Genomic DNA, 22,442 nt, shown 5'->3' with positions numbered 1-22,442 from the left:
ATACAAAAATAAATTGTATCCATATCAAGCTTTTCAGTATTGCTGCCCGAAAACACGCACCTCGTTGAGCCCTGGGAAAAGCAATTGGCCAGGCTCCAGAAAAGCCCGGCATCCTGGCTATTTTTTTCCGAAACCTGACTGTTTCAGGGTATGACCGCTGCTGTTGTGCCAGGCATCCAGGCCGCTGCGGTTATTGCCCGCCACCAGGCTGGCCGCGAGACTCGGGCTATTGAACAGTTGATCCTGGGTGAAGAGGAAGCCCTGCTCCTTTGGGGCAAGCACGCCCTTGGCGAGCAGCTCTTCACGCAGTTCGATCACCGCCTCGCGCAGGGAGGCCGCATCCACCCCATTGGCAGTGGAGCCCGCCAACACCATGAAGCCCGGATTTTGCCGCTTGCCGACCGGGTAACCGTGGGCCTCTGCCCCCTTGCCGCTGAAGTGATAAATTTCCCGCTCGCCCGGCTTGGTCTCTGCCAGGGCTTTTTGCAGTGTCATCAGCTCGTTATAGATGTCGATGGGCACCACCGCCGCTTGCTTGTTGCCCTTGCCATCGACGATAAAATTGACCTGCTTGTGTAACATCCTTGCCATCCTCTAAGCCACGATGCCCTATTCTACCCAGCTCTGCCAGGCAGGATCCAGACAGGATCCCGCTCCGTTTTGCTGCCCGGATCACGCCTCGCCCAAGACGAGCGCCTCCCCCTTGGCCTATAGTGGCCCCAGACTCGGATAACGCGCCGCCGAGTCAGTCGGCGGGCTCAGGGAGAGTAACATGCCAAGGCTCAACCAGATCCACAAGAACAGGATCAAGGAGGTCAGTCTGTTAAAGGTTGTCAAACTCCACAAAGGGTTCGAGGGGGACGGCACAAGGCAGCCCCTGCTGCAGGGGGTGGATTTTTGCCTGATGCCGGGGGAGATCTGCCTGCTGCTCGGCCAGAGTGGCTGCGGCAAATCGACCCTGCTCAACCTGATTGCCGGTCTTATCGCCCCCGACAGCGGCGAGATCTGGCTCGGCGATACCCGGCTCGATCTGTTGTCTTCCCACGCACTGGCGCAGCTGCGGGGCCGCGAATTTGGCATCGTCTATCAGGATTTCAACTTGCTGGCGACCCTGACCGTGGCCGAGAACCTGCGACTGCCCAGGGAGATCAACGGTCAGCCCCAGGATGAGGCGGCGCTGACGCAGCTGCTCGACGAGCTCGGCCTTGGCGCAAAACGCCACGCCTGGCCCGAGCAACTCTCCGGCGGCCAGCGACAACGGGTGGCGCTGGGGCGGGCACTGATCCACCATCCTGCTTGGCTCCTGGCCGACGAACCCACCGGCAGCCTGGATGAGGAGAACGCCGATCAGATGATGGCGCTCATGGTCGCTGCGGTGCGCGAACGCGGCACCGGTTTGCTGCTGGTGAGCCACAACCCCGCCTACGCCGCCCTGGCCGATCGCGTGTTGCGGCTGAGTGCGGGCCGCTTGCAACCCGTCGAGCGCCATCCACCTCAACCTGCCTCCCCATGCTGATCTTTCTCTCCTTGCTGAGGCTTTACCGCCGTCATCCCTGGCTATTGCTGATGAGCCTGTGCGGGCTGCTGCTCGGTAGCGCCCTGGTGGTGGCCATCGACCTGCTCAACCAGAGTGCACGCAGCAATTTCCTCGCCGCCCGCAGCCAGCTCGCGGGGGAGGCCAACTACCGGCTCTCTGCCCCGCCCGGCGCCCTGCTCGATGAGGCCCTCTACGTCAAACTGGTGCGCAGTCTGCCCGGACTCGAGGCCATGCCCCAGACCCGCGACTGGCTCAAGGATGAGCAGGGACGCAGCCTGCAACTGCTCGGCATGGACTTGTTCAACCCGGGCCCCTTGCGATCCCTCTTCTCCCAGGATGCGGCTCAAGCACTGCCCGGCCTCTCGCTGCGCCCAGGGGAGAAGGCCCTGGTGCAAAAGGGCGTCTGGCTGGCCAACAGTGAGGCCGAGCGACTGGGCTGGCGAGTCGGCGAGACGCGCGCTTTTCACCGCTTCAACCAGGGGGCGGCGCCACTGCGCCTCACCCTGGCCGGTACCTTTTCACCCGGCGCCCTGCCCATGGAGCAGCTGATCATCACCGACATCGGCATCGCCCAGGAGCTGACCGGCAAGCGTGGGCGACTCGACGCCATCTTGTTCAAATTGACGGCCCCCCAGGTCGCCGCCGTGCAGGGGTTGTTGCCCGCCCCGCTCTGGCTGGTGCCCATCAGCCCGGCCCTGGACGCCAGTCAGCTCGGCGATGCCCTTGGCCTCAATCTCAGCGCCCTCTCCCTGCTCGCCATGGCGGTGGGGCTCTTCCTGGTGTTCAACGCCATGAGCTTCGTGCAGAGCGTGCGCCGCCCGCAACTGGCCCAGTTGCTGATGCTGGGGGCGACGCCCTATCGGCTGCTGCGCCTGCTCGCCCTTGAGCTGTTGCTCATCGCCTCGGTCGGCACCGGCCTTGGCATATTGCTGGGCATGGTGCTGGCCGAGGCGTTGATGGGCCAGGTCTCCCAGAGCCTGGCCAGCCTCTATGGCCCCAACCCCATCGAGATGCTGCGCCTCTCGCCCTGGGTGCCCCTCAAGGCCGCCGCTATCGGTATGGGGGGCGCCCTGCTCGCCGCCCTCCCCGGCTGGTGGCAGCTGCTGCGCCAACCGCCGCTGACCTTGCGAGACAGCCCCCCGCAACCCCCTGGCCGCACCCGCTGGCGCCGCACGGCGGCCTCTGGGTTATTGCTGCTGTGCGGGCTCTGCGCCGTCTGGCCAGCAACTGGTCTTATCGGCGCGCTCTTGATGGCGGCGGCCTGGTTGCTGGCCATGGCGCTCTGGCTGCCTGAGGGACTGCGCTGGCTGCTTGGGCTCCTCAGCCGCTTCGCCAACCGGGGCTCCCACTCCTGGCCCCTCTCCCTGCGTCTGGCCATGGCCGAGACCCGCTATCACCTGAACCGCACCGCCATCGCCCTGATGGCCCTGCAACTGGCCATCGCCGCCGCTATCGGCATCGGGGTCATGGTGTCGAGCTTTCGCACCAGCGTGGAGCTCTGGCTCGGCCAGCGGCTGGTGGCGGATCTCTATGTCAGCCCCCCCGCCCGCGGCCCCGGTGAGCGGGGCTGGTTTACCGCAGATGAACTGGCCGCCATTCAAGCCCTGCCCGAGCTGACACAGCTATCCCGGCGCAGCACCACCTTGGCTCGCGTCGGCGAGCACGCGATAGAGTGGGTACAGATGGACCTGATCCCTCCCATGCGTCGCGCCTATCCCCTGCTGGCCGGTCACTGGCCCACGGGGAACGATCAGGTGCTGGCCAGCGAGCCCTTCGCCAACCACTTTGCCGCGACGGTCGGGGAGAGGCTCTCCGTTGAGACATCAAGCGGGCCCAGAGAGGTACAGATAAGCGGCATCTATCGCGACTACAGCAGTGACAAGGGCCAGTTGCTCCATGAGTTCGAGGCGGGCGCGGCACACTCCCTGGCGCTGTTCACTGCCACCCCTGAGGCCCTGAGTCAGCGGCTGCGGGCCCTTGAGCCCAGTGCCAGCCAAGTGTTCGCCCCCGCCATTCGCACGGCCGCCCTCAAGGTGTTCGAGCAGACCTTCGCGGTGACCGAGCTGCTCAAACTGTTGATCCTCGGCATCGCCTTTATCGGCATCGCCTCGTCACTCATGGTGCTGGGGCTGGCGCGGGCCCCGGAGTTTCGCACCCTGCAAAGCCTGGGCTTCACCGCTGCCCGCTGCCGCCGCTTGCTCATCTTGCAAGGGGCGGGCCTTGGTCTGCTCACCGCCCTGCTGGCCCTGCCGGTGGGTTATGGCCTGGCCTGGATCTTGATTGAGGTGGTCAACCCCCGCGCCTTTGGCTGGACTCTGGTGTTTGAACCCGCCCCCCTGCACGCCGCTACTGCCCTCTCGCTAGCGCCGCTCACCTCGGCCCTGGCCGCCTGGCTGGCGGCAAGGAAGGCCATATGAACCAGCCCCTCGAAAACGGCAAGGAGAACCCCATGGATCAGCCCCTCGACACTGGCCGACTCATCGCGGGTGGCAAGGAGAGCCAACTGTGCAAGACCCGCCATGCTCATCCGCTGGCCGGGCTCGTCACACCGACCAACAAGCAGCTTGGCTCAGCGGTGATGGCGCTCTGGCTGGCATTATTGGCCCCAAGCCTCGCCCGGGCCGATCCGTTAAGGGAGGTGCTCGGCGCACAAGAGGATGGCGCACGAAAGGTCAAACCGGGGGAGATCGTGCAACTGCCCCGGGATCACGGGGCCCACCCGGACTACAGATCCGAGTGGTGGTATCTCACCGGCAACCTCAAGGATGAACAGGGGCGTGACTATGGCCTGCAATGGACGCTGTTTCGCCACGGCGTAGCTGGCCAGGGCATATCCACCAACAGCGAGGGGGCCAGCGGCAATCCCTGGCTCAGCCCTCAACTCTGGCTCGCGCAGTTTGCCATCACGGATCTCGCCACAGGCAAGCACCTGCAGGACGAGCGCAGCAGCCGCCAGGGGCCGGGGCTGGCGGGGGCCAGCAAGGGGGAATATTGGCTCAGGGAGTGGTCACTGCGCTCCCACAAGGCAACCCGAGGGGCTGATCTCTTTCCGGCAACCCTCAGGGTCGATAGCAAGATTGGTCAGCTGGATCTGCGAGTAAACGCCCTTAAACCCATGGTGCTGCAAGGCAAGGAGGGCTACAGCGAAAAGAGCCCGGGTAACGCCTCCCTCTACTACTCCTACCCCAGACTGGCGCTGACCGGCACTTTGACCCTCGACGGGGAGGCGCGCATCGTGACGGGGCAAGGCTGGTTCGATCACGAATGGAGCAGCTCTGTACTGGCCGACTGGCAATCGGGCTGGGACTGGTTCTCCCTGCAATTAAACGATGGCCGCGAGCTGATGCTGTTTCGCCTGCGCACCAAAGCGGGCCGCGCCAATCCAGAAAACCAGCCCGAGAACCGCTACGGCATCTTGATCGAACGGGACGGCAGCAGCCGGCTGCTCGCCCCGGAATCCATTGTCCTCACCCCGGGTAAAACCTGGCGCGGCCCCAAGGGCCAAGACTACCCCGTCGAATGGCAGCTGGAAGCCGCCGATTTGAATCTCGTTATCAAGGCGCGTCAGCCCAATCAGGCCATGACCGGCCGCTTCGACTACTGGGAGGGGGCTGTGACTGTGGAGGGCGATGCCCAAGGGCTCGGCTATCTGGAGATGACGGGGTATTGATGGCCGCAGGCCAGACAAGGGGCTACCCTCTAATTCCCTCTTCTGCAGAGGAGCAAGCTGGCTACCCACCACCCGCCCATCGGGATGCAATCCAAGAGATGACAGGAGCTTGATATGATGCGTGATATTCGGCATTCGTTCTGGATCGAGGTCCCCCTGGAGAGGGTCATGGCCGCCCTGATGGAGCAGCAGCAGATCCAGGGGTGGTGGACCACTGAGGCCCGCATAGTGGCTGGCAGGGGGGTATTTGGCTGGAGTGGCTATGGTTGGTGCGTCGAACTCGATATGGAACAAGACAGAGTGAGTCACAGGGTCCTGTGGCGCTGCACCAGCTCCAATATGCAGGATACCGATGCCTGGGTAGGCACCACCATCAGCTTCTCCCTAAGCCCAGAGCAGGGGGGCACCCGCCTCGCCTTCGCACAAACCGGCTATCGCGCCTCCCCCTGCTTCGAGATCTGCCAGCAGGGATGGGCCTACTTTATAGGAACCAGTCTCAAACGCTACCTTGAGACAGGTAAGGGTCTGCCCTATCCCGACACCCCGAACACCTGAACGACCAGCCCCAGGATATGGGAAGTGGCGGCCTGAGCGCCTCGCCTGCGCACCAAAGCGGGCCGCGCCAATCCAGAAAACAAGCCGGAGAACCGCTACGGCATCTTGATCGAGCGGGACGGCAGCAGCCGGCTGCTGTCGCCTGACTCCATCGTCCTCACCCCGGGCAAGACCTGGCGCGGCCCCAAGAGCCAGTCCTACCCCGTCGAGTGGCAGCTGGAAGCCGCCGATTTGAATCTCCTTATCAAGGCACGCCAGCCCAATCAGGCCATGACGGGCCGCTTCGACTATTGGGAGGGGGCTGTGACCGTGGAGGGGGATGCCCAAGGGCTCGGCTATCTGGAGATGACGGGGGATTGAGCCAACGGCCTACCCTGTTTTCTGCTGTACCTTGTTCCGAACCGCCAGCACCCTCCCCAATTTCTGATCCCCATCAAAAATGCGCTTAAATTCCCCGCTAAGGCAAACGTTTCGCTCAACAACGAGATACACACTTGCTACCCTACTCATCCGGCCCTCTGGGCACCAAAGGCAGACAGGGAGCGACTATGGTTTACCCCTCTTCAATCCGGTTAGAAAAAGTACAACGGAAGCTTAATCCGTGCGGTAGCTATCTTGTTTGCTGACATTGGAATAAAGAATGGGTACCAGTGAGAGCTGTGGTCGGATAATAAGGAACTATTCCATACATCCATAATGTGGATCAAACGGGGTAGCCTAGGAGATTAAATTCTTCGTGATGTTTAAATATCATTTGATATATTAAAAATAGAAATTACTTATTTCATATAAATTATCCATATAATAACCAGCCAAACAACTGTTTTATAACCAGGAAAAACGTGAATAAAAATTCATTTATAGTGGTTTTTGGATCGGTTGCAAGAAGAGACTCACACAAGAATAGCGACCTTGATATTTTACTCATTGAAAGTGACATAGATAAAGCAGACTCTATATTAAAAAAATATGATTTTCCTGATTTACCTATCAATTATATTAAGTACGATTACGCTTTATTTAAAAAATATTACGACATGGGAAGTTTGTTTCTTCATCACATTTTTGAACAGGGAATATTATTATCTGGGAATGAGGTTGAATGGTCTGAATGCAAAAAACAATTCAGACTAAAAGATAACTTTGATGATGAGATAAACAGGATAAAATCTGACATTGAGATATACAGTGACATTTCAATTTTCAATGGGATGTTTTATTCTCCATTAGCAAATGCTTTCCCAATGATGAAGAATTACTGTATCTTTATGTTAGCTAATGCAGGTGTCTTTGAGTTTAACAAAGTTAAATGTATAAAAATGATGATAGAATCTAACGATGCAACGTCTGACTTTTTATTATTACAATCATTTTATGATTCTAGCGTAAGGGGTTTAAATGTTGACTTGGGTGTAGACCCTCACTCAATAGATGCTGGTTTATTACTTCAAAAATTATACAATAATATATCCAAAGGAAAAATATGATCAATGACAATATGATTGCAGCGCTTTCAATTATTTTTTATGAGTATTACGATAGTGAAAATAGACAGAAAAAATCATATGAAATGAGAAAGAAAATAAAAGTAATATTCGACTCAATATATGAGCAAGCGATAACTTACTTCTTTAACGAAAGAGCTAAAAATGAAGCTCATGCATTGATGATAATTAATTCAAACTATAGCTACACTCTCCCAGAATATAAAAAATCTGTTTTGTAAAGCCTCAGAGCGTCACTAAACCATTATAATATTTTATCCGATAAAGATTATACGGATGATTGTAATGAACTAGTATATTTCATTGAAAATGATCTCACAGACCTTATACTAAACATACTCAGTAGTGGTTTTGATAGCAATGAAAAAGCCATAGCTCTTATAACATACTTAGAAGATTAGCCATGGATGATAACAGTAGAAAAGATGTACTTTTAAAATGTTGGGAACTGACTCAAAGTCTTGCAAATAATAATGCTGAAACTGCATGGAAAGTGAGGATGTGGGGCGTTGCCATTTGGAGTGCACTTATAGCGTATGCATTTGAGAATAACTCATGCGGAATTGTTTTACTATCAGCATTCATATTAATTCCGATTGCATGGTTTGAATTTGGCATTCGTACTGTGGAATATAAACTTATATCTAGATCTCATGAAATAGAAAGTAGCTTAAACTCTTTTTTTCTTGGTGGAGATTTTATTCCCCCTTCAGAAGGATTAAAAATAAAAATTGAGCCTCCATCTTTGTCAGATTATTTATCATTATTTGATAAAAAACGATGGCTTGTATGGGGGCCCTATATAACTTTGTTTACCTCAAGTTTTTTAACTCTTTTAGTTGTATTGATTAAATCCTCATCCACAGTCACCTAAAAATAGGTTTAAGGAAGACTATCAGCCAGGGAAATATGAACCATCCACACTTATGAGCAAACGGATGTCAAATTAATTAATAATGTTGCGGCAACATTTTAGCCAAAAGACTTGAAAGAGAAATCAGATGTTCAGATACTGCCATGTCAAACATCTGATGGCATATCAAGAGTTGGTAGCAAGACAAGAACGAACAAATCAAGATCCAAAAGGGCGAGAATCACCGCGCTTCTTATCAATTATTATATGCCAGAGATAGAAGGCAAATGAAGATTAAAGTTCTTGGAAGAGAGTTATTGGTATCTTTTATATTAGGAGGTATCCCTTGTTTGATTGCGTTTGAACGCAGTGGTGTAATAGGTATTACAGATTACTTGAGGGCAATAGATACATCTCACACGACTGTGTATTACTTTTCTATATTGGCTCTCACGCATTTTCTGGTTTCACATATAGGATTTTTTTCACCAAGATATTATGAAAAGATAAAAATATTATTTCACTCAGTTTATCCCATATTGAATGATGTAGGAACTAGCTTAGCTTGCTTATATAGGGTTATCACCGGCTCAACATTGGCTTGTGGTCTTTTAGGAACAACATTTTACCCAGTACTTGGTGAATTAAAGTCTCCATTGTGTTTGTTTATATTAACAGTTCCATTTCTATGGATGTCCGTTATCGTAAACGACGGCTATAACAATGCCAAAAGTAAGCAAGTGTAGGGCCTTATGTTAGAATGGCAGAGCATATTCGGACGTCGTGGATTAATAAATATCACCATAACAGCGTTGAGATAATACTCGGGGCGGTTATCTATTCTTGCCTGATGGCAGTTATCGAATCCTGTTACAACGAGGTCTTCCCGTGTTGGGTTTCGCTTCGCTCAACCCAACCTACGCCCAACCTTCTCCATTAATTGGCTTATGCCGCGATCGTTTGGCTGGATATAAACGCCAACGACTGCCGGTTAAAGTGCTCCGGCTGCTCAACATTGCAGACATGGCCGCAGTTCTCGATGATGGCGAGCTGGCTGTAGGGGTCGCGGGCGACCTGCTCGCGCACCGGGGAGAGGAACATGTGATCCTCCTGCCCCATCACATAGAGGGTCGGGATCGGCAGGGCGCGCTCCTTGAAGTAGCGCATCAAGGGGTTGACCTCGGCGGCGAGGCGGAACCAGCGTTTGAACTCCTTCTGGCACAATTTCCGCGCCTCGCGCACGAAGAGGTTGCGGGACTCCTGATGGTGCTGGCGCGGCATGATGATGAAGGCGAACAGCCGGTAGAGCCACATGTAGGGCAGTATGTGCTGGCCGACCCGGCCGAGCTGCACCAGCACCCTGGAGCGGATGTCGAGGCGCAGTATGGCGCCGCCGAGCACCATGCTCTTGACCCGCTCGGGGCAGAGCTCGGCCAGGTGGCGAATGAGGATGGTGCCAAGGGAAATGCCGACAAAATGGGCGCGGGGAATGCGCAGGTGATCGAGCAGGCGCTGGATGTCCTCGGTCACGGCCCGAAAGCTGTAGTGCCCCTTGACCACTTGCTGCAACTGGTGGGATTGGCCGTGGCCGCGCAAATCCAGCAGCAGCACGTTGAAGTGCTCCCGATAGGCGCGCAGTTGCTTGAACCAGATGTTGGAGCTGCCACCGGCGCCGTGCACGAACACCACCCAATCCCGATCGGGGCCAAGCTCAAAGGTCTTGTGGTACAACATCTTATGGGCTCCCGGGGGGTTGAGGGATATACTCGGCGAGCATATTAACAGAAGGGGCGCCCCGCTGAATATGCTGTCACTCATCATCGGACCAGCACGGAGCCCCGCATGACCCTCTCTCTTTTGCGTGAATTTCTGCTCAGCCTGCCCGGCGCCCAGGAGGATACCCCCTTCGGCCCGGAGTTCCTGGTCTATCGCATCGCCGGCAAGATGTTCGCCCTGGTCAACTGGCAGGCCGAGCCGCTGACCATCAACCTCAAGTGCGAGCCTGAGCTGGCGCTCTTGCTGCGCGAGATCCACCCCGAAGTGAAACCCGGCTGGCACATGAACAAGCAGCACTGGAATACGGTGACCCTGAGCGAGAGTCTGGACGCCGCGCTCTGGCAGGGCTGGATCCTGCACTCCTATGAGCGGGTGGTGGCGGGTTTGCCCAAGGCCAAACGACCGCAGGCGGTGAAATCATGACGATATCGCAACCATCATCAGGCAGCCAAGAGCGTGATACCTTGCGCTGCGTGCCACTGTGCGCCGCCCACATCCCGCGCCTCGCAGACCTGTTCGAGCGCACTGTGCGCGAACTTGGCCCCGAGCACTACAGCCCGGAGCAGGTCGAGCAGTGGGCCCGGGGGGGCCAGCATCCCGGCTTTGCCGACCAGTTGCAGGCTCATCTCGGTTGGGTACTGGAGCAGGGCGACACCTTGCAGGGCTTTATCACCCTGAGCCCGGATGGCCATCTCGGCCTGCTCTATGTGGCGCCGGAGCTGCGCAGACGGGGACTGGCCAGTTTGCTCATTCGCCGCCTGCTGCAAGAGGCCAGGGCCCTGGGCCTGACGTGCATCGACACCGAAGCGAGCCTGTTCAGCTATCCGCTGTTCCTGCGCCATGGCTTTGAGCTGGACGGATTGGAGCAGGTAAGCCGGGGCGGTGTCAGCTTCACCCGTCACCGCCTGCACTTGAACTTACACGGATGAGCTTGCCAAGCTGAGCCTGGCCACTAGAATACGCCCTGATTTTTTCGATGAGGTAGAGACCCCATGGTGGTTGAGAGTGATGGCTACATAGCACTGATTGAATATCTGGTTGAACGGCTCAGCCTGTTCGAGGGCCACCAACAGGGGCCAGGGAGCCTGACCATAGAAGATCTGGTCAGCGAGCGAGTCGCCAGCAGTCTGATGACCCTGTGCGAGCAAAACCCCCAACTCGATGCCACCTTGCGTTTCGTGATGATGCAGGAGGCCGATGCGGTGGTCGCCGATCTGGAAGAGGTGCTCTCCGCCGTCTGGCTGCAGGCCCCGACCGAGCCGCAACTTGCTTTTTTGAACGAATTTATTGACCTTATCAAGAACCTGTTCGACAGCGCCATCAACTGACCCCGACCCGCAAAGGGTGTCAAATGAAAGGGGGGCTCTGGCTCCCTCACGCGCTCTGATCTTGGAAACTGACCCGGCAAGTGGCTCGCAATGTTTTGATTGATAAGCGGAAATGAGAAGGGCCGCCCCCTGGAGGGCGGCCCCGCTTGCTATCATGGTTGGGAGGCTCATCATGTGTCTGGCATCGCGGCCATCCTTGGCTGCTATCTAGTTAGTCTACTCCTGTGGCCGCAAGTTCCTTTTTTGTTCCACTTTATTTCAACTTTTTTGCAACCCCTGATAACAAGCTCCGAAGGGAAACGTACCTGGCATTAACGGGCCAGACTGGGGGGCAGACAGACGCCTATGCCACCGAGGCCGCAATAGCCTTCCGGATTTTTATGCAGATATTGCTGATGATAATCCTCGGCGTAGTAGTAGGGCGCAAACGGCACTATCTGGGTGGTGATGGTGCGTGTATCACCGCTCGCCACCATGGCCTCCTGATAGGCGGACAGGCTCGCCTCGGCCAGCGCTTTTTGCTGCTCATCGGCATAGAAGATGACGGATCTGTACTGGCTGCCCACGTCCCCGCCCTGGCGCATGCCCTGGGCCGGATCATGATGCTCCCAGAACAGGCGCAGCAGATCCTGGTAGCTTATCTGCGCCGGATCGAACACCAGTTGCACCGTCTCGGCGTGCCCAGTCTGACCGCTGCACACCTCTTTATAGGTCGGATTGGGGGTATGCCCGCCCTGATAGCCAGCCGTGCTCGAATAGATGCCTGGCTGCTGCCAGAACAGGCGCTCGACTCCCCAGAAGCAACCCATGCCAAACCAGGCCCGGGCCAGGCCCTCGGGCCAGGGACCCTGGGTCGGGTGACCGTTGACCGCGTGCACCTGACCAATCACCATGGCTTCATCGCGACCCGGCAGGGCCTGGTCGGCTGACAACATCTGTTCCATCTGTTCATCCTTAAATAGCGAGGCAGGCTCGCGCCGCTGGCACGCCGCCTGTCCCTGACATCGGCAAGAGCTGTGAAGATAAGGAGTTTGCCCGTTTGGATCAACCGCCCTCGCCTCCCGGGGGCCACTCTCCTTGGCGCCCATCCTGCCCCTGTCATCTCCCTCAGGTAGATCAGCCCTGCCTCCCCATCGGCAATAAATCGCACAAAATCAATATTTAGTCTTGATTTGTGAATTTATTTTCATATATTGGGCCCATTGCTGTTTTTTTATGGATGTATCTCGAGTGCGTGAACGTGAACCCAGCCTGGTCCATGCCTTTCGGCAGTCCACCCCCTATGTCAACGTACACAGGGGCGCCACCTTTGTGCTCATGATGGGGGGCGAGTCGGTCGCTCATCCCAACTTTGCCAATATTGTCAGTGACATCGCCCTGTTGCAGACCCTCGGGATCCGCCTCGTGCTGGTGTTCGGCGCCCGCCCCCAGAACGATGAAGCCCTGGCCCGCGCCAACATAGACGCCCAGTACCACAAGCGGATCAGGGTCACCGACGATCAGAGCTTCGCCCTCATCAAGCAGGTCAGTGGCGGTATGCAATTCGACATTACCGCCAAGCTCTCCATGGGCTTGGCCAATACCCCCATGCAGGGCGCCCGGATCAGCGTGGTGAGTGGCAACTTCGTCACCGCCCAGCCTCTGGGAGTCGATGACGGGGTCGACTACTACCACAGTGGCCGGGTGCGCCGCATCGACGTCGAGGGGATCGTTCGCCAACTCGATCAGCAGAACCTGGTGCTCATCTCCCCCATCGGCTGCTCGGTCACCGGCGAGAGCTTCAATCTCACCTCCGAAGAGGTGGCCCGCCGCATCGCGGTGGATCTCAAGGCCGACAAGCTGATCTGTTTCAGCTCAAGCCAGGGGGTCATGGACCGTCATGGTCAGGCCGTCTCCGAGCTCTTCCCCGAGCAGGCGGAAGAGTATCTGATTGAGCTGGAGCAGGCGGGTGAGGAGATGTCCGGCACGGCTCGCTACCTGAGAGCGGCCATCGCCTCTTGTCGCGGCGGTGTGCCCCGCTCTCACCTGGTCAGCTACCAGGAAGATGGCGCCATGCTGCAGGAGCTGTTCAGCCGCGAGGGGCTGGGCACCCAGATAGTGCGCGAGAGCGCCGAACAGGCCCGCGCCGCCACCATAGAGGACATTGGCGGCATCCTGGATCTCATACGCCCGCTGGAAGAGGACGGGATCCTGGTGCGCCGCTCCCGGGAGCAGCTGGAGATGGAGATCGACAAGTTCACCATCATAGAGCGTGACGGCCTCATCATCGGCTGCGCCGCCCTCTACTGCTTCATGGAAGAGGCCATGGCCGAGATGGCCTGCGTCGCCATCCATCCCGAGTATCGCAACTCCAACCGGGGGGATCAGCTGGTCGCCAAGGTGGCTGAGCGGGCCAAGCGGCTCGGCATACGCCAGCTGTTCGTGCTGACCACTCGCTCCATCCACTGGTTCCGGGAGCGCGGTTTCGAGCCCCTGGAGGTCGAGGCCCTGCCGGTGGAGCGTCAGCGGCTCTACAACTGGCAGCGCCGCTCCAAGGTTTTGTCGAAGACTATTTTTTAAGCTGTTGATTTTGTGCTGTCTTCGATGGGAGATTGAACTTTTTTCGAAACTCGATTGACAGTGCAATCCAACGCGGGTTATTTCTAATTGCACTCCATCCCCAGCGGATGGAGCCAGAAGAGGAGCGTTGCCCAGGTAGATCGGAGCAGGACACCAGCGTCCTATGATGCCGATTGAGGGGGAGCAGCGCCGAGATGGTGCAGGAGACTGGTCTCCTCATCGTCGGCTACGGGGGCTGAATCCCCCGGGTTGTCATCGGTAGTGTTCATCCAATACCCGCACCAGACTCTGGTCGGGTACTGGATGGGTTCTACAGGTGGAGCGCTTCTGGCCGGGATCCTTCGCTATTCCTGCCATTTTCTGCCCTCCCCTGTCTATTTCCCCCACGGATCCGGATTTCGATATTTAGACAGGAGCATGCAATGAACCCTTTCAATGTCGCCAAGTTTGGCGGAACCAGCGTCGCCAATGCCGCCGCCATGAACAACTGCGCCAACATAGTGCTGGCCAACCCGGCAACCCGTCTGGTGGTGCTGAGCGCCAGCTCTGGCGTGACCAACCTGCTGGTCTCCCTGGCCCAGGGCGAGCTCGATGAAGGGGAGCGCGAGGCACAACTCGGCAAATTGGCCGATATCCAGCAGAGCATATTGCAAGACCTCGGCCAGCCGAGCGAAGCCTCTGCCATCATCCATGGCCTGCTCGGCGACATTCGCAAGATGGCGCTGCAAGCCACCCAGCACACCGATGCCGAGCTGGCCGATCGCCTCATCGCCTGTGGCGAACTCATGTCCACCCGCCTCTTTACCGAGCTATTGTGCCAGCGCGGCGTCAAGGCCCAGTGGCAGGATGCGCGCCAACTGCTGCGCACCGACAGCCGCTTTGGCAAGGCGAGCGTGGATCTGAATGCCAGCCGCGCCCTGTGCCAGCAAGCGCTGGCCCCTCTGCTCGGCGACACCCTCGTCATCACCCAGGGCTTTATCGGCGCCGACGGCGATGGCCGCACCACCACCCTGGGCCGGGGTGGCTCCGACTACAGCGCCGCCCTCTTTGCCGAGGCCCTGGACGCCGCCGCCATCGAGATCTGGACCGATGTTCCCGGTATCTACACCACGGATCCACGTCTGGTGACCCGCGCTCGTCCCATTCCCGAAATCAGTTTTTCAGAGGCGGCCGAGATGGCGACCTTCGGCGCCAAGGTGCTGCACCCCTCCACCCTGCAACCCGCCGTGCGCTGCGATATCCCGGTGTTTGTCGGCTCCAGCAAGGATCCCCAGGCCGGTGGCACCTGGATCCGCGCCAGCACCCAGAGCAGCCCGCTGTTTCGCGCCGTGGCCCTGCGCCGCCAGCAGGTGCTGGTCACCCTGCACAGCCTCAACATGTTCCACGCCTACGGCTTCCTGGCCGAGGTGTTCGGCATACTCGCCCGTCACCGCATCTCGGTGGATCTCATCACCACCTCTGAGGTGAGCGTGTCGCTGACCTTGGATCACACCGGCAGCCAGAGCAACGGTGAGCCCGTGCTCGGCGACAAGGTACTGGCCGAGCTGGGTCAGCTGTGCAAGGTGAAGGTAGAGACGGGGCTCGCGCTGGTGGCCCTCATCGGCAACCGGATGAGCGAGGCAACCGGGGTCGGCAGCCGGGTGTTCGACGCCATGCGCGATCACAACATCCGCATGATCTGTTACGGCGCCAGCGCCCATAACCTCTGCTTCCTGGTCAACGAAGGCGAGGCTAACCAGATAGTGAATCGCCTGCACCAGGAGCTGCTCGACTGAGCCAGCCGGGCTGGACGACAACAAGGGCGCCATCAGGCGCCCTTGTTGTTTGTGGCCAGCGCCTCAGAGGGGCGGTGTCACGCTGTGACTCACACCCGCTCAGGGGTGAGCTGCCAGCCCTTGGCCTGCTCGCGCTGGCTCGCCAGCAGGGCGAGCAGCTCACTCTGGCTCTGGCTGACCTGAGTGCCCCCGGCAAGCAGCTCCTCATAACAGTGGCCCAGGGCATGCTCCAGCCAGTCGAGGCGCTTGAGGGTGAGCGGGGTACAGCTCTGACCACTGAGGTCGTCTTGCACGTCCAGCCAATGGCTGCGGTACATGTCCTTGAGCCAGTTGGCCGCCAGCCCCTCCTCGCTTGCCAGGGCGGTGCGCCACTCCTGCCCGAGGGCCACCAGCCGCGCGAGCACGGGCTCGCAGGCCCCCTCCCGGCCAAGGCGCGCCAGCTCCTGCTCGGCCCAGGCCAGGGTGAGGCCGCGCCAGTAGGCAAATTGCGGCAACGGATTGGCAACCCCGAGCCAGAGTCCCGACAGGGTGCGGGTCTCGAGCCTTTCCACCACATGAAACGCCGGATCGCACAGGCCATTGGAGTTGAACTCGAAGCGGGGGTCGAAGGGCCACATGTAGCCAAAATCGAACACGCTGATCTGCTGACCATCATCGAGCAGGTTGCCCGGGCTCGGATCCCAGTCAAACCATCCCCAGCGCGCCAGCTCCCCCTGTACCGCCAGCATCTGGGCCAGATTGCGCTCATTGAGGCGCTGTACAGGGTCGCCACGCAACCAGGGGGAGAGCAGTATGCCGGCCCGGGCCGATCCAAAGCTGGTGCAGACCACATGGGGCAAGAGGGTGGGGTGTTGTTCGCGCAGGGCCTCTATCTCCCGCCTGCGCTCCAGCTCGGTGAGAAAGGCGGTCTGGCCATCGATGTTGGCCACTCGCGACTCGGGAAGGCGCCGCTTGAGGCACCAGTGATGCCCCTCGACCTTGAGGTGGAACACCTGGGCGGTGAGGCCACTGTGATACACCTCAAGCACGGCGGGGTGCCCCTCGTGCAGGCTTTGCAACTGTGCGAGGGTCAGAGGGCAATCGCGCTCACGGCCGATCTGGATCTCTTCATCACGCTGCAACATCTGCAGCAATCTCGCCTGGCGTCCAACAACCTTAGGATTCATTGCAGCCTCCCCCATCGTTATTGAGAGAGTAAACAGCTCTGTGCTTGGCCCGCCAGCCCCTTCATCTGATGATGCCGCTTTCATCACAGAAAGAACCACCGCCAGCGGACCCCGATCACACAAGCGCCATCCAGGCTTCAGCATCAATTCATTTATCTGTCATTAAATTGACAAGCTGGAACAAGCCCAGCACCATCGGGTCAAAATTAAAACAAGCCAAGTCTGCCTCGCAACGCTCAAAGGATGAGCCCTTATGTCTCTCTCTCACCCCGGCCGCCATTCCCTACGGGTTTCTCTGCTGCCAGCCCTGACCCTGGCACTGCTGTTTGTGCTGCTGCTGTTTACCCTGCTGCTGCCAAAGCTGGGCCCGGCCAATCTGTTGAGCCCGGCCACGCCGCTGATACTGGGCCCGGCCGACAACCCGGTCGCCACCCTGGTGCGCCACTCCCTGCTCTACAAGAGTGACAATCGCGGTCTCTATCTGGTGGTCCACAGCCAGTGGCAACTGAGAAAGCCGTTGCAAGCCAGCGATCGGGTACTGGTCGAGCTGCTCGGCGAGCAGGGCCAGCGTATCGACCAGCTGCGCCAGCGGGCCGACAAGAGACAAAAGTGTGGCAAGCAAGGCTGTACCCTCGACATCAACAGCACGCTCAGGGCGCCGGACGATGCGCTGTCTAACCACTATCAGCTGAGGGTCGGCCTGCTGCTGGCAGACCGGGAGGAGAGCGGCGAGTTTCGCCAGATCTTGCAGCCCCTGCCGGAGCAGGGCTTCAATCTCAGCTACCTGTTGATAAGCCTTGGGCTGGCCTTGCTGATCTGCGCCGCTATCTTGCGCATCTGCCTGCCCTTGCTGCGCCAGAACCTCTGGTGGCGCCTGCTCGGCTGCCTGCTGCTCGGCAACCTCACCTTCGTGTTGCTCCATGGCTTCGTGGTGTTCAGGGTCGGTGAGTTCCTGCTCTGGTCCGGCTTTCGACCCGAGCACTACTACCTGGCATGGGGCAGCATGGTGCTGGGCTGGGGGCTGTGCGCCCTTGCCGGTTTCAATCTCTACATGGGGCTGATATTCACCCTGTTATGTGCCGTGGGTCTGCTCGCCAATTTCATGAAGATTGCCATCTACGGCGTGCCCCTTGGCGGGGACGATCTCGGCAATCTGCTGGCCCTGGCGCGGATCCTCACCGAACAACATCCCGTGCTGCCCTGGCTGGCAGGCCTGGCGCTGATCGGGCTCTGCTGGTATTTCGCCCTGTCCCGCTGGGTGCTGCGCGCCCTGGCCGCCACTGTCGCCTTCTTCGCCCTGTGCGTGTTCGCCACCCAGGCGGGCAATCTGCTGCTCGGTGCCAACATCCGCTACGTGGACAGGGCGGTCAACTATCACAGGGACATCATCCGCTCGGGCCCCGGCCTCTACCTGTTCAACCTGGTCAACGAGATGCTGCAAAGCGGCAATATCTTCCGTTATCCGTTGCAGGCCAATGATCTCACCCCGCAGCTGAGCCAGCTGCCAAACCAGACGGCGCCACGCTGGGATCTGGTGATCGTGCTGCAATACGAATCCCTCTGGCTCGACTGGAAGGCCAACATCTGTGCCCCCGCCCCCACCCTCAACCTGCCCGCCAGCGTGCAGCAGTGGCAAAAAACCATTCACTCCCCCACCACGGGGGGCATGACGGTGCTGGCGGAGTTCGAGATGAATACCGGTTTGCCGGTCGGCCTGCTCAAGCAGGGCATAGTGCCTTACTACTACTTGCGTGACCAGGTGCCGGGCCTGGCCCAGACCGCCAAGGCGAGCGGTTATCGCACCCTGTTCGCCCACCCCTATACCGAGAAATTCTGGGGGCGGGAGAAGGCCATTCCTGCCCTTGGCTATGAGGAGCGCTGGTTTATCGATCGTTTCACCAGCCTGGAGCACAAGGGACTCTATGTCTCGGACCATGCCCTCATCGATCACCTGCTAAGGCGCAGCGAGCAAGACAGCCAGCCGCTGTTTGCCTATGCGGTCACCATGCAGGGCCATGGCCCCTTCGATGCGGCCCGCTATCAGGCCCAGGAACTCGACAAGGCCTGCCCGGACATGGCTCCGGCCCAGCGGCAACTGCTCAATACCTACTACACGGGGGTGGTCGATGCCATGGCTTCCCTCGAATACCTGCTCAAGGTGCTCGATGGCAGTGACAAGCGCTATCTGGTGCTCGCCTTTGGCGATCATCAGCCCTTCCTGATGTCGGCCAGCGAGGGCATTCATGGCAAGCAAACCCCCCGGGATGCCGGCTACCAGATCCCCATGATGGCCTTCACCCGGGATGATGGCAGCATCGAACTCGAACGCCAGTTTGGCGCCGTGCGCCAGCTCTATCAGATGGGCCAGGAGACCCGGGCCCTGCTGGCCGGGGATCTCACGCCGCTGGCCGACAAGCCGCTGCTCCATCCGGTATTGGGGGAAGAGAAGGGGTTCAAGGCCGCGCCCCTGGTGCCGCAGATCCGCGAGAGCTTCCGCCCGGACAGCCTGCCCTGACGGCCAGCGCCGTTGCCAAGGGCCCCTCTCGCCGTGCTCCTTGATACCGGGCCGGGCGAGATGCATCAGACAAGAGGCCGCCCCAGGCGGCCTCTTTCTCACCTCTCCATGGGGTCAAGCGCGCTCAAGAGCACCAAGGCTCAAGCAGTCGCAACTGCTGGCGGTCAAGATCCAGCTCGGCCTGGATCCCCAGGGGCAGGGTCAACATGGGGTGGGTATGGGCACAATCAAACTCAGCCAATATGGGGAAGCTCGGCTCGCCAATCACCTCCAGCAGGATATCGAGGGGGCCCTTGCCGCTGCCCTGGCTGTCGAACAGCTCGTGCTTGCCGAGAATGAGGCCACCTATGCGCTCGAATACCCCGCACAGCTTGAGGTGGGCAAACGAGCGCTCCACCGTCTCGGCGGATTTGAGGCTGTCTTCGAGCAACAAGATGTCCCCCTGCTCGATGGCAGGCATATAGGGGGAGCCCCAGATGCCTGCCAGGGTGTTGAGGTTCCCGCCGATCAGCCTGCCCCGCACCCGGCCGCCGCCCACCGAGATCAGCCGGTTTGGCTGGCACTGCTTGGCGCGGCTCTGGTTTTCCCAATCGAGCCGCTCGTCGGTCCAGTGGGTTGGGGTCGGCAGGAGATAGGGCAAGGGACAAGCCTCGCCAACGCAGATCCCAAGGAAGGCAGCCAACGTCTCATCGACCAGGGGTGGCCACTCCCCGAAGGAGGCGACCAGGGCGGGACCGTAGAAGGTGACCAGCCCCGTCTTGGCCTGAATGCCCAGCAGCAGCGCCGTCACATCCGAGTAGCCGATGATTATCTTGGGATCCCGGCGCAGCGCCTCGTAATCGAGATGGGGCAGCAGGGAGTTTGAGTTGCTGCCACCGATCACCGACATGATTGCGCGCACCTGCGGGTCGCGAATGAGGGCATTGAGCTCGGCAGCTCTCGCCGCGATGGAGCCGGATCGCCAACTCTCCTGCTGACCCGTCAGGCTGCCCGCCTTAAGCACAAAACCCTGCCCCTCAAGATACTCTCTGGCCCGGGCGAAACGGGCCGGCGCCCAGGCGGTTGCCGCGCTGGAGGGCGAAAAGAAGCCGATGCACTCCCCGCGCTTGAGTCTGGGAGGAAAAAGGGGGCCCATCAGATCACCACGGCAGTGCCGCTGACGCTCACCATCAACATGCTGCCGTTCTGACCGACCACTTCATAATCGAGATCGATGCCGACCACGGCGTTCGCGCCCAGCGCCTGGGCACGCTCTTTGAGCTCATCGAAGGCAATCTCCCGGGCCCGGGCCAGCTCTTTCTCATAGGCGCCGGAACGCCCGCCTATGATGTCGCGAATACCGGCAAACAAGTCCTTGAACACATTGGCGCCGAGGATGGCCTCGCCGACCACGATGCCGCGATACTCGCGAATGGCTTTACCTTCCAGGGTGGGGGTGGTTGAGAGGATCATGGGATCTCCTTGTCGTGGTGATCGCGCACCGTGCGCAGAGCCCTCAGAGTAACAGGCCGGTATCAAAACGACACCCCTCACCGCTTCCCATGGGCAAATCATGAATGGGCCAGAATAGAACAAGACATTGATTTACCATGAAAATATGATTTTACATGCCTCATGGCATACTCATTGGCCTCACTCAAACTCAACGAGGTCAGCACAGGTTGTGCGAAGCGCCACGCGGATCATCAAGATTGACTCAACAAGGATATGGATGAAACCACAGCGACTGCGTCTGCCCCTCAGCCTGCTGGTGACTGCCCCCAGCAACAGACAAAAAAAGGGAGAGGCCTGGCCTCTCCCTTTCTTAATCGTGCCCACTGCCGTGGGCGACGTGCAATGACTCAGTGCAGCTTCAGGGTCGGTCTCAGCACCCGGTTGATGCGACCCACCAGCATGATGAGACCGGTCTTCACATAACCGTGCAGGGCGACCTGGTGCATCCGGTACAGGGAGATGTACACCAGACGGGCGATGTAGCCCTCGACCATCATGGAGCCGCGCATCAGGTTGCCCATCAGGCTGCCGACGGTGGAGAAGCGGCTCAGGGAGACCAGGGAGCCGTGATCGTGGTAGAGATAAGGCTTCATCTCGCCACCTGCCAGCTTGGCCAGGATGTTCTTGTAGGCCTGGGTTGCCATCTGGTGGGCAGACTGGGCGCGAGGCGGCACGAACTTGCCATCGGGCTGCGGACAGGCCGCACAGTCGCCGATGACGAAGATGTTCTCGTCACGGGTGGTCTGCAGGGTCTGGTGCACCACCAGCTGGTTGATGCGGTTGGTCTCAAGCCCGGCGATCTCCTTCATGAAGTCCGGCGCCTTGATGCCAGCGGCCCACACCATCAGATCCGCTTCGATAAGCTCGCCATCCTTGGTGTGCAGCCCCTCGGCCGTTGCCTCGGTGATCATGGTGCCGGTGCGCACATCCACCCCCAGCTTGGCCAGCTCCTGGTGGGCTGCGCCGCTGATGCGCTCTGGCAGGGCAGGCAGTATGCGCGGGCCCGCTTCGACCAGGCTCACCTTCAGGCTGTCGGTGGTGAGGTTCTTGAAGCCATAGGCATAGAGCTGCTCCACCGCGTTGTAGAGCTCGGCGGAGAGTTCGACCCCGGTGGCGCCGCCACCGACGATGGCAATCTTGACCTTGTCCCCTTCCTTGTATTCCGTCGCGAACTGCAAGAAGCGGTTCATCATCTGATCGTGGAAGCGGTGTGCCTGGGAGGGGCTGTCCAGGAAAATGCAGTGCTCCCGGATCCCCTTGGTATTGAAGTCGTTGGACACTGAACCTATTGCCATGACCAGGATGTCGTAAGGCACTTCACGCTCATGCACCACCAGCTTGCCGTCCTCATCGTGGATGGGGGCCAGTACGATGCGCTTCTCATCACGGTTGATGGCGGTCAGGCTGCCGAGCTGGAAGTCAAAACCGTGGTTCTTGGCATGGGACTGGTAGCTCAGGGCATCGATGCCCGCATCCATGGAGCCGGTGGCCACTTCGTGCAACAGGGGTTTCCACAGGTGGGTGCGATTGCGATCCACCAGGGTTACCTGCGCCTTGTTCTTCTTGCCCAGCTTGCGGCCCAGGCTGGTCGCCAGCTCCAGTCCGCCAGCCCCGCCGCCGACGACAACGATATTGGTCATGGTGAATTTCCTCAGTCTCATTTAAAGCTAAGGGAGCCGGCGGCTCCCTTGAAGTTGAATTCCATGACG

The 22,442-nt window shown here is 59.0% G+C and carries 21 protein-coding genes, 1 pseudogene and 1 riboswitch; of the genes and pseudogenes, 15 read left to right on the top strand and 7 right to left on the bottom strand.

The annotated features are described in order from the left end of the window. Nucleotides 1-117 precede the first annotated feature (117 nt). Complete coding sequence (locus M2367_RS04445; protein WP_042042166.1) at nt 118-582, bottom strand: DUF4357 domain-containing protein; 465 nt, start codon at nt 580-582, stop codon at nt 118-120. Nucleotides 583-820: 238 nt separating this feature from the next. Between M2367_RS04445 and M2367_RS04440 the strand changes: the two genes are divergently transcribed. The 9 genes and pseudogenes from M2367_RS04440 to M2367_RS04400 all read left to right on the top strand — a co-directional run bounded on the left by M2367_RS04440 (nt 821) and on the right by M2367_RS04400 (nt 8,866). After that, nucleotides 821-1,516, top strand: a complete 696-nt coding sequence (locus M2367_RS04440; RefSeq protein WP_396021397.1) for an ABC transporter ATP-binding protein — start codon at nt 821-823, stop codon at nt 1,514-1,516. Beyond that, a complete protein-coding gene (locus tag M2367_RS04435) occupies nt 1,510-3,954 on the top strand; it encodes an FtsX-like permease family protein (RefSeq protein ID WP_259235932.1) in 2,445 nt (814 codons plus the stop codon). Before M2367_RS04440 ends, M2367_RS04435 begins: the two co-directional genes overlap by 7 nt. 161 nt (nt 3,955-4,115) lie before the next feature. After that, nucleotides 4,116-5,207, top strand: coding sequence for a lipocalin-like domain-containing protein (locus M2367_RS04430; protein WP_259236209.1), 1,092 nt, complete (start codon nt 4,116-4,118; stop codon nt 5,205-5,207). A 114-nt stretch (nt 5,208-5,321) separates the two neighbouring features. Continuing rightward, on the top strand, nt 5,322-5,762 hold the full coding sequence (locus M2367_RS04425) for an SRPBCC domain-containing protein (RefSeq protein WP_259235931.1): 441 nt from the start codon (nt 5,322-5,324) through the stop codon (nt 5,760-5,762). Nucleotides 5,763-5,804: 42 nt separating this feature from the next. Next, nucleotides 5,805-6,122: pseudogene (locus tag M2367_RS04420) on the top strand (lipocalin family protein); the annotation flags it as partial. 482 nt (nt 6,123-6,604) lie between these two features. Next, nucleotides 6,605-7,249: a nucleotidyltransferase domain-containing protein gene (locus tag M2367_RS04415; RefSeq protein WP_259235930.1), complete on the top strand. Its 645-nt coding sequence runs from the start codon at nt 6,605-6,607 to the stop codon at nt 7,247-7,249. Then, nucleotides 7,246-7,488 carry a hypothetical protein gene (locus M2367_RS04410; RefSeq protein ID WP_259235929.1) on the top strand — a complete coding sequence of 81 codons (243 nt, stop codon included), beginning with the start codon at nt 7,246-7,248 and terminating at the stop codon, nt 7,486-7,488. The genes M2367_RS04415 and M2367_RS04410 overlap by 4 nt, the downstream gene beginning before the upstream one ends. Nucleotides 7,489-7,670: 182 nt before the next feature. After that, on the top strand, nt 7,671-8,141 hold the full coding sequence (locus tag M2367_RS04405; RefSeq protein WP_259235928.1) for a hypothetical protein: 471 nt from the start codon (nt 7,671-7,673) through the stop codon (nt 8,139-8,141). A gap of 266 nt (nt 8,142-8,407) precedes the next feature. Continuing rightward, entirely contained in the window at nt 8,408-8,866 is a 459-nt protein-coding gene (locus M2367_RS04400; RefSeq protein ID WP_259235927.1) for a hypothetical protein, read from the top strand. A 199-nt stretch (nt 8,867-9,065) separates the two neighbouring features. On the opposite strand, the gene M2367_RS04395 is transcribed toward M2367_RS04400, so the two are convergent. After that, nucleotides 9,066-9,854 carry an alpha/beta fold hydrolase gene (locus M2367_RS04395; protein ID WP_259235926.1) on the bottom strand — a complete coding sequence of 263 codons (789 nt, stop codon included), beginning with the start codon at nt 9,852-9,854 and terminating at the stop codon, nt 9,066-9,068. Between the two features lie 108 nt (nt 9,855-9,962). Between M2367_RS04395 and M2367_RS04390 the strand changes: the two genes are divergently transcribed. The 3 genes from M2367_RS04390 (at nt 9,963) to M2367_RS04380 (ending at nt 11,224) form a co-directional block, all read left to right on the top strand. Further along, on the top strand, nt 9,963-10,319 hold the full coding sequence (locus tag M2367_RS04390; RefSeq protein WP_224430630.1) for an MmcQ/YjbR family DNA-binding protein: 357 nt from the start codon (nt 9,963-9,965) through the stop codon (nt 10,317-10,319). Continuing rightward, entirely contained in the window at nt 10,316-10,825 is a 510-nt protein-coding gene (locus tag M2367_RS04385) for a GNAT family N-acetyltransferase (RefSeq protein WP_224430631.1), read from the top strand. The genes M2367_RS04390 and M2367_RS04385 overlap by 4 nt, the downstream gene beginning before the upstream one ends. A gap of 63 nt (nt 10,826-10,888) precedes the next feature. Continuing rightward, the gene (locus tag M2367_RS04380; protein WP_224430632.1) at nt 10,889-11,224 is read left to right on the top strand and encodes a DUF3802 family protein; all 336 of its coding nucleotides are present in this window, start codon (nt 10,889-10,891) and stop codon (nt 11,222-11,224) included. A gap of 311 nt (nt 11,225-11,535) precedes the next feature. Here M2367_RS04380 and msrA read toward each other — a convergent pair whose 3' ends face one another. Further along, entirely contained in the window at nt 11,536-12,168 is a 633-nt protein-coding gene (gene msrA / locus M2367_RS04375) for a peptide-methionine (S)-S-oxide reductase MsrA (protein WP_224430633.1), read from the bottom strand. 286 nt (nt 12,169-12,454) lie between these two features. Between msrA and argA the strand changes: the two genes are divergently transcribed. Together argA and lysC are read left to right on the top strand one after the other, a co-directional pair. After that, nucleotides 12,455-13,783: an amino-acid N-acetyltransferase gene (argA, locus tag M2367_RS04370; protein ID WP_042042178.1), complete on the top strand. Its 1,329-nt coding sequence runs from the start codon at nt 12,455-12,457 to the stop codon at nt 13,781-13,783. A 109-nt stretch (nt 13,784-13,892) separates the two neighbouring features. Next, nucleotides 13,893-14,118: riboswitch (Lysine riboswitch) on the top strand. Nucleotides 14,119-14,205: 87 nt separating this feature from the next. Next, entirely contained in the window at nt 14,206-15,558 is a 1,353-nt protein-coding gene (lysC, locus tag M2367_RS04365) for a lysine-sensitive aspartokinase 3 (protein ID WP_259235925.1), read from the top strand. A gap of 89 nt (nt 15,559-15,647) precedes the next feature. On the opposite strand, the gene M2367_RS04360 is transcribed toward lysC, so the two are convergent. After that, complete coding sequence (locus tag M2367_RS04360; protein ID WP_259235924.1) at nt 15,648-16,724, bottom strand: hypothetical protein; 1,077 nt, start codon at nt 16,722-16,724, stop codon at nt 15,648-15,650. A 253-nt stretch (nt 16,725-16,977) separates the two neighbouring features. Between M2367_RS04360 and M2367_RS04355 the strand changes: the two genes are divergently transcribed. Beyond that, entirely contained in the window at nt 16,978-19,239 is a 2,262-nt protein-coding gene (locus tag M2367_RS04355; RefSeq protein WP_259235923.1) for an LTA synthase family protein, read from the top strand. 124 nt (nt 19,240-19,363) lie between these two features. Here the strand turns inward: M2367_RS04355 and M2367_RS04350 are convergent, their stop codons facing one another. The 3 genes from M2367_RS04350 to M2367_RS04340 all read right to left on the bottom strand — a co-directional run bounded on the left by M2367_RS04350 (nt 19,364) and on the right by M2367_RS04340 (nt 22,373). Continuing rightward, nucleotides 19,364-20,374 carry a S66 peptidase family protein gene (locus M2367_RS04350; protein WP_259235922.1) on the bottom strand — a complete coding sequence of 337 codons (1,011 nt, stop codon included), beginning with the start codon at nt 20,372-20,374 and terminating at the stop codon, nt 19,364-19,366. Then, nucleotides 20,374-20,691: a heavy metal-binding domain-containing protein gene (locus M2367_RS04345; RefSeq protein ID WP_224430638.1), complete on the bottom strand. Its 318-nt coding sequence runs from the start codon at nt 20,689-20,691 to the stop codon at nt 20,374-20,376. Before M2367_RS04345 ends, M2367_RS04350 begins: the two co-directional genes overlap by 1 nt. Before the next feature lie 389 nt (nt 20,692-21,080). Further along, nucleotides 21,081-22,373, bottom strand: coding sequence for an NAD(P)/FAD-dependent oxidoreductase (locus tag M2367_RS04340; RefSeq protein ID WP_259235921.1), 1,293 nt, complete (start codon nt 22,371-22,373; stop codon nt 21,081-21,083). Nucleotides 22,374-22,442 lie beyond the last annotated feature (69 nt).

Source organism: Aeromonas sp. BIGb0445 (assembly GCF_024809075.1).
Classification (GTDB): domain Bacteria; phylum Pseudomonadota; class Gammaproteobacteria; order Enterobacterales; family Aeromonadaceae; genus Aeromonas; species Aeromonas rivuli.
The sequence above is the reverse complement of the archived record's forward strand: the minus strand, read 5'-3'. Positions and strand labels throughout refer to the sequence as shown.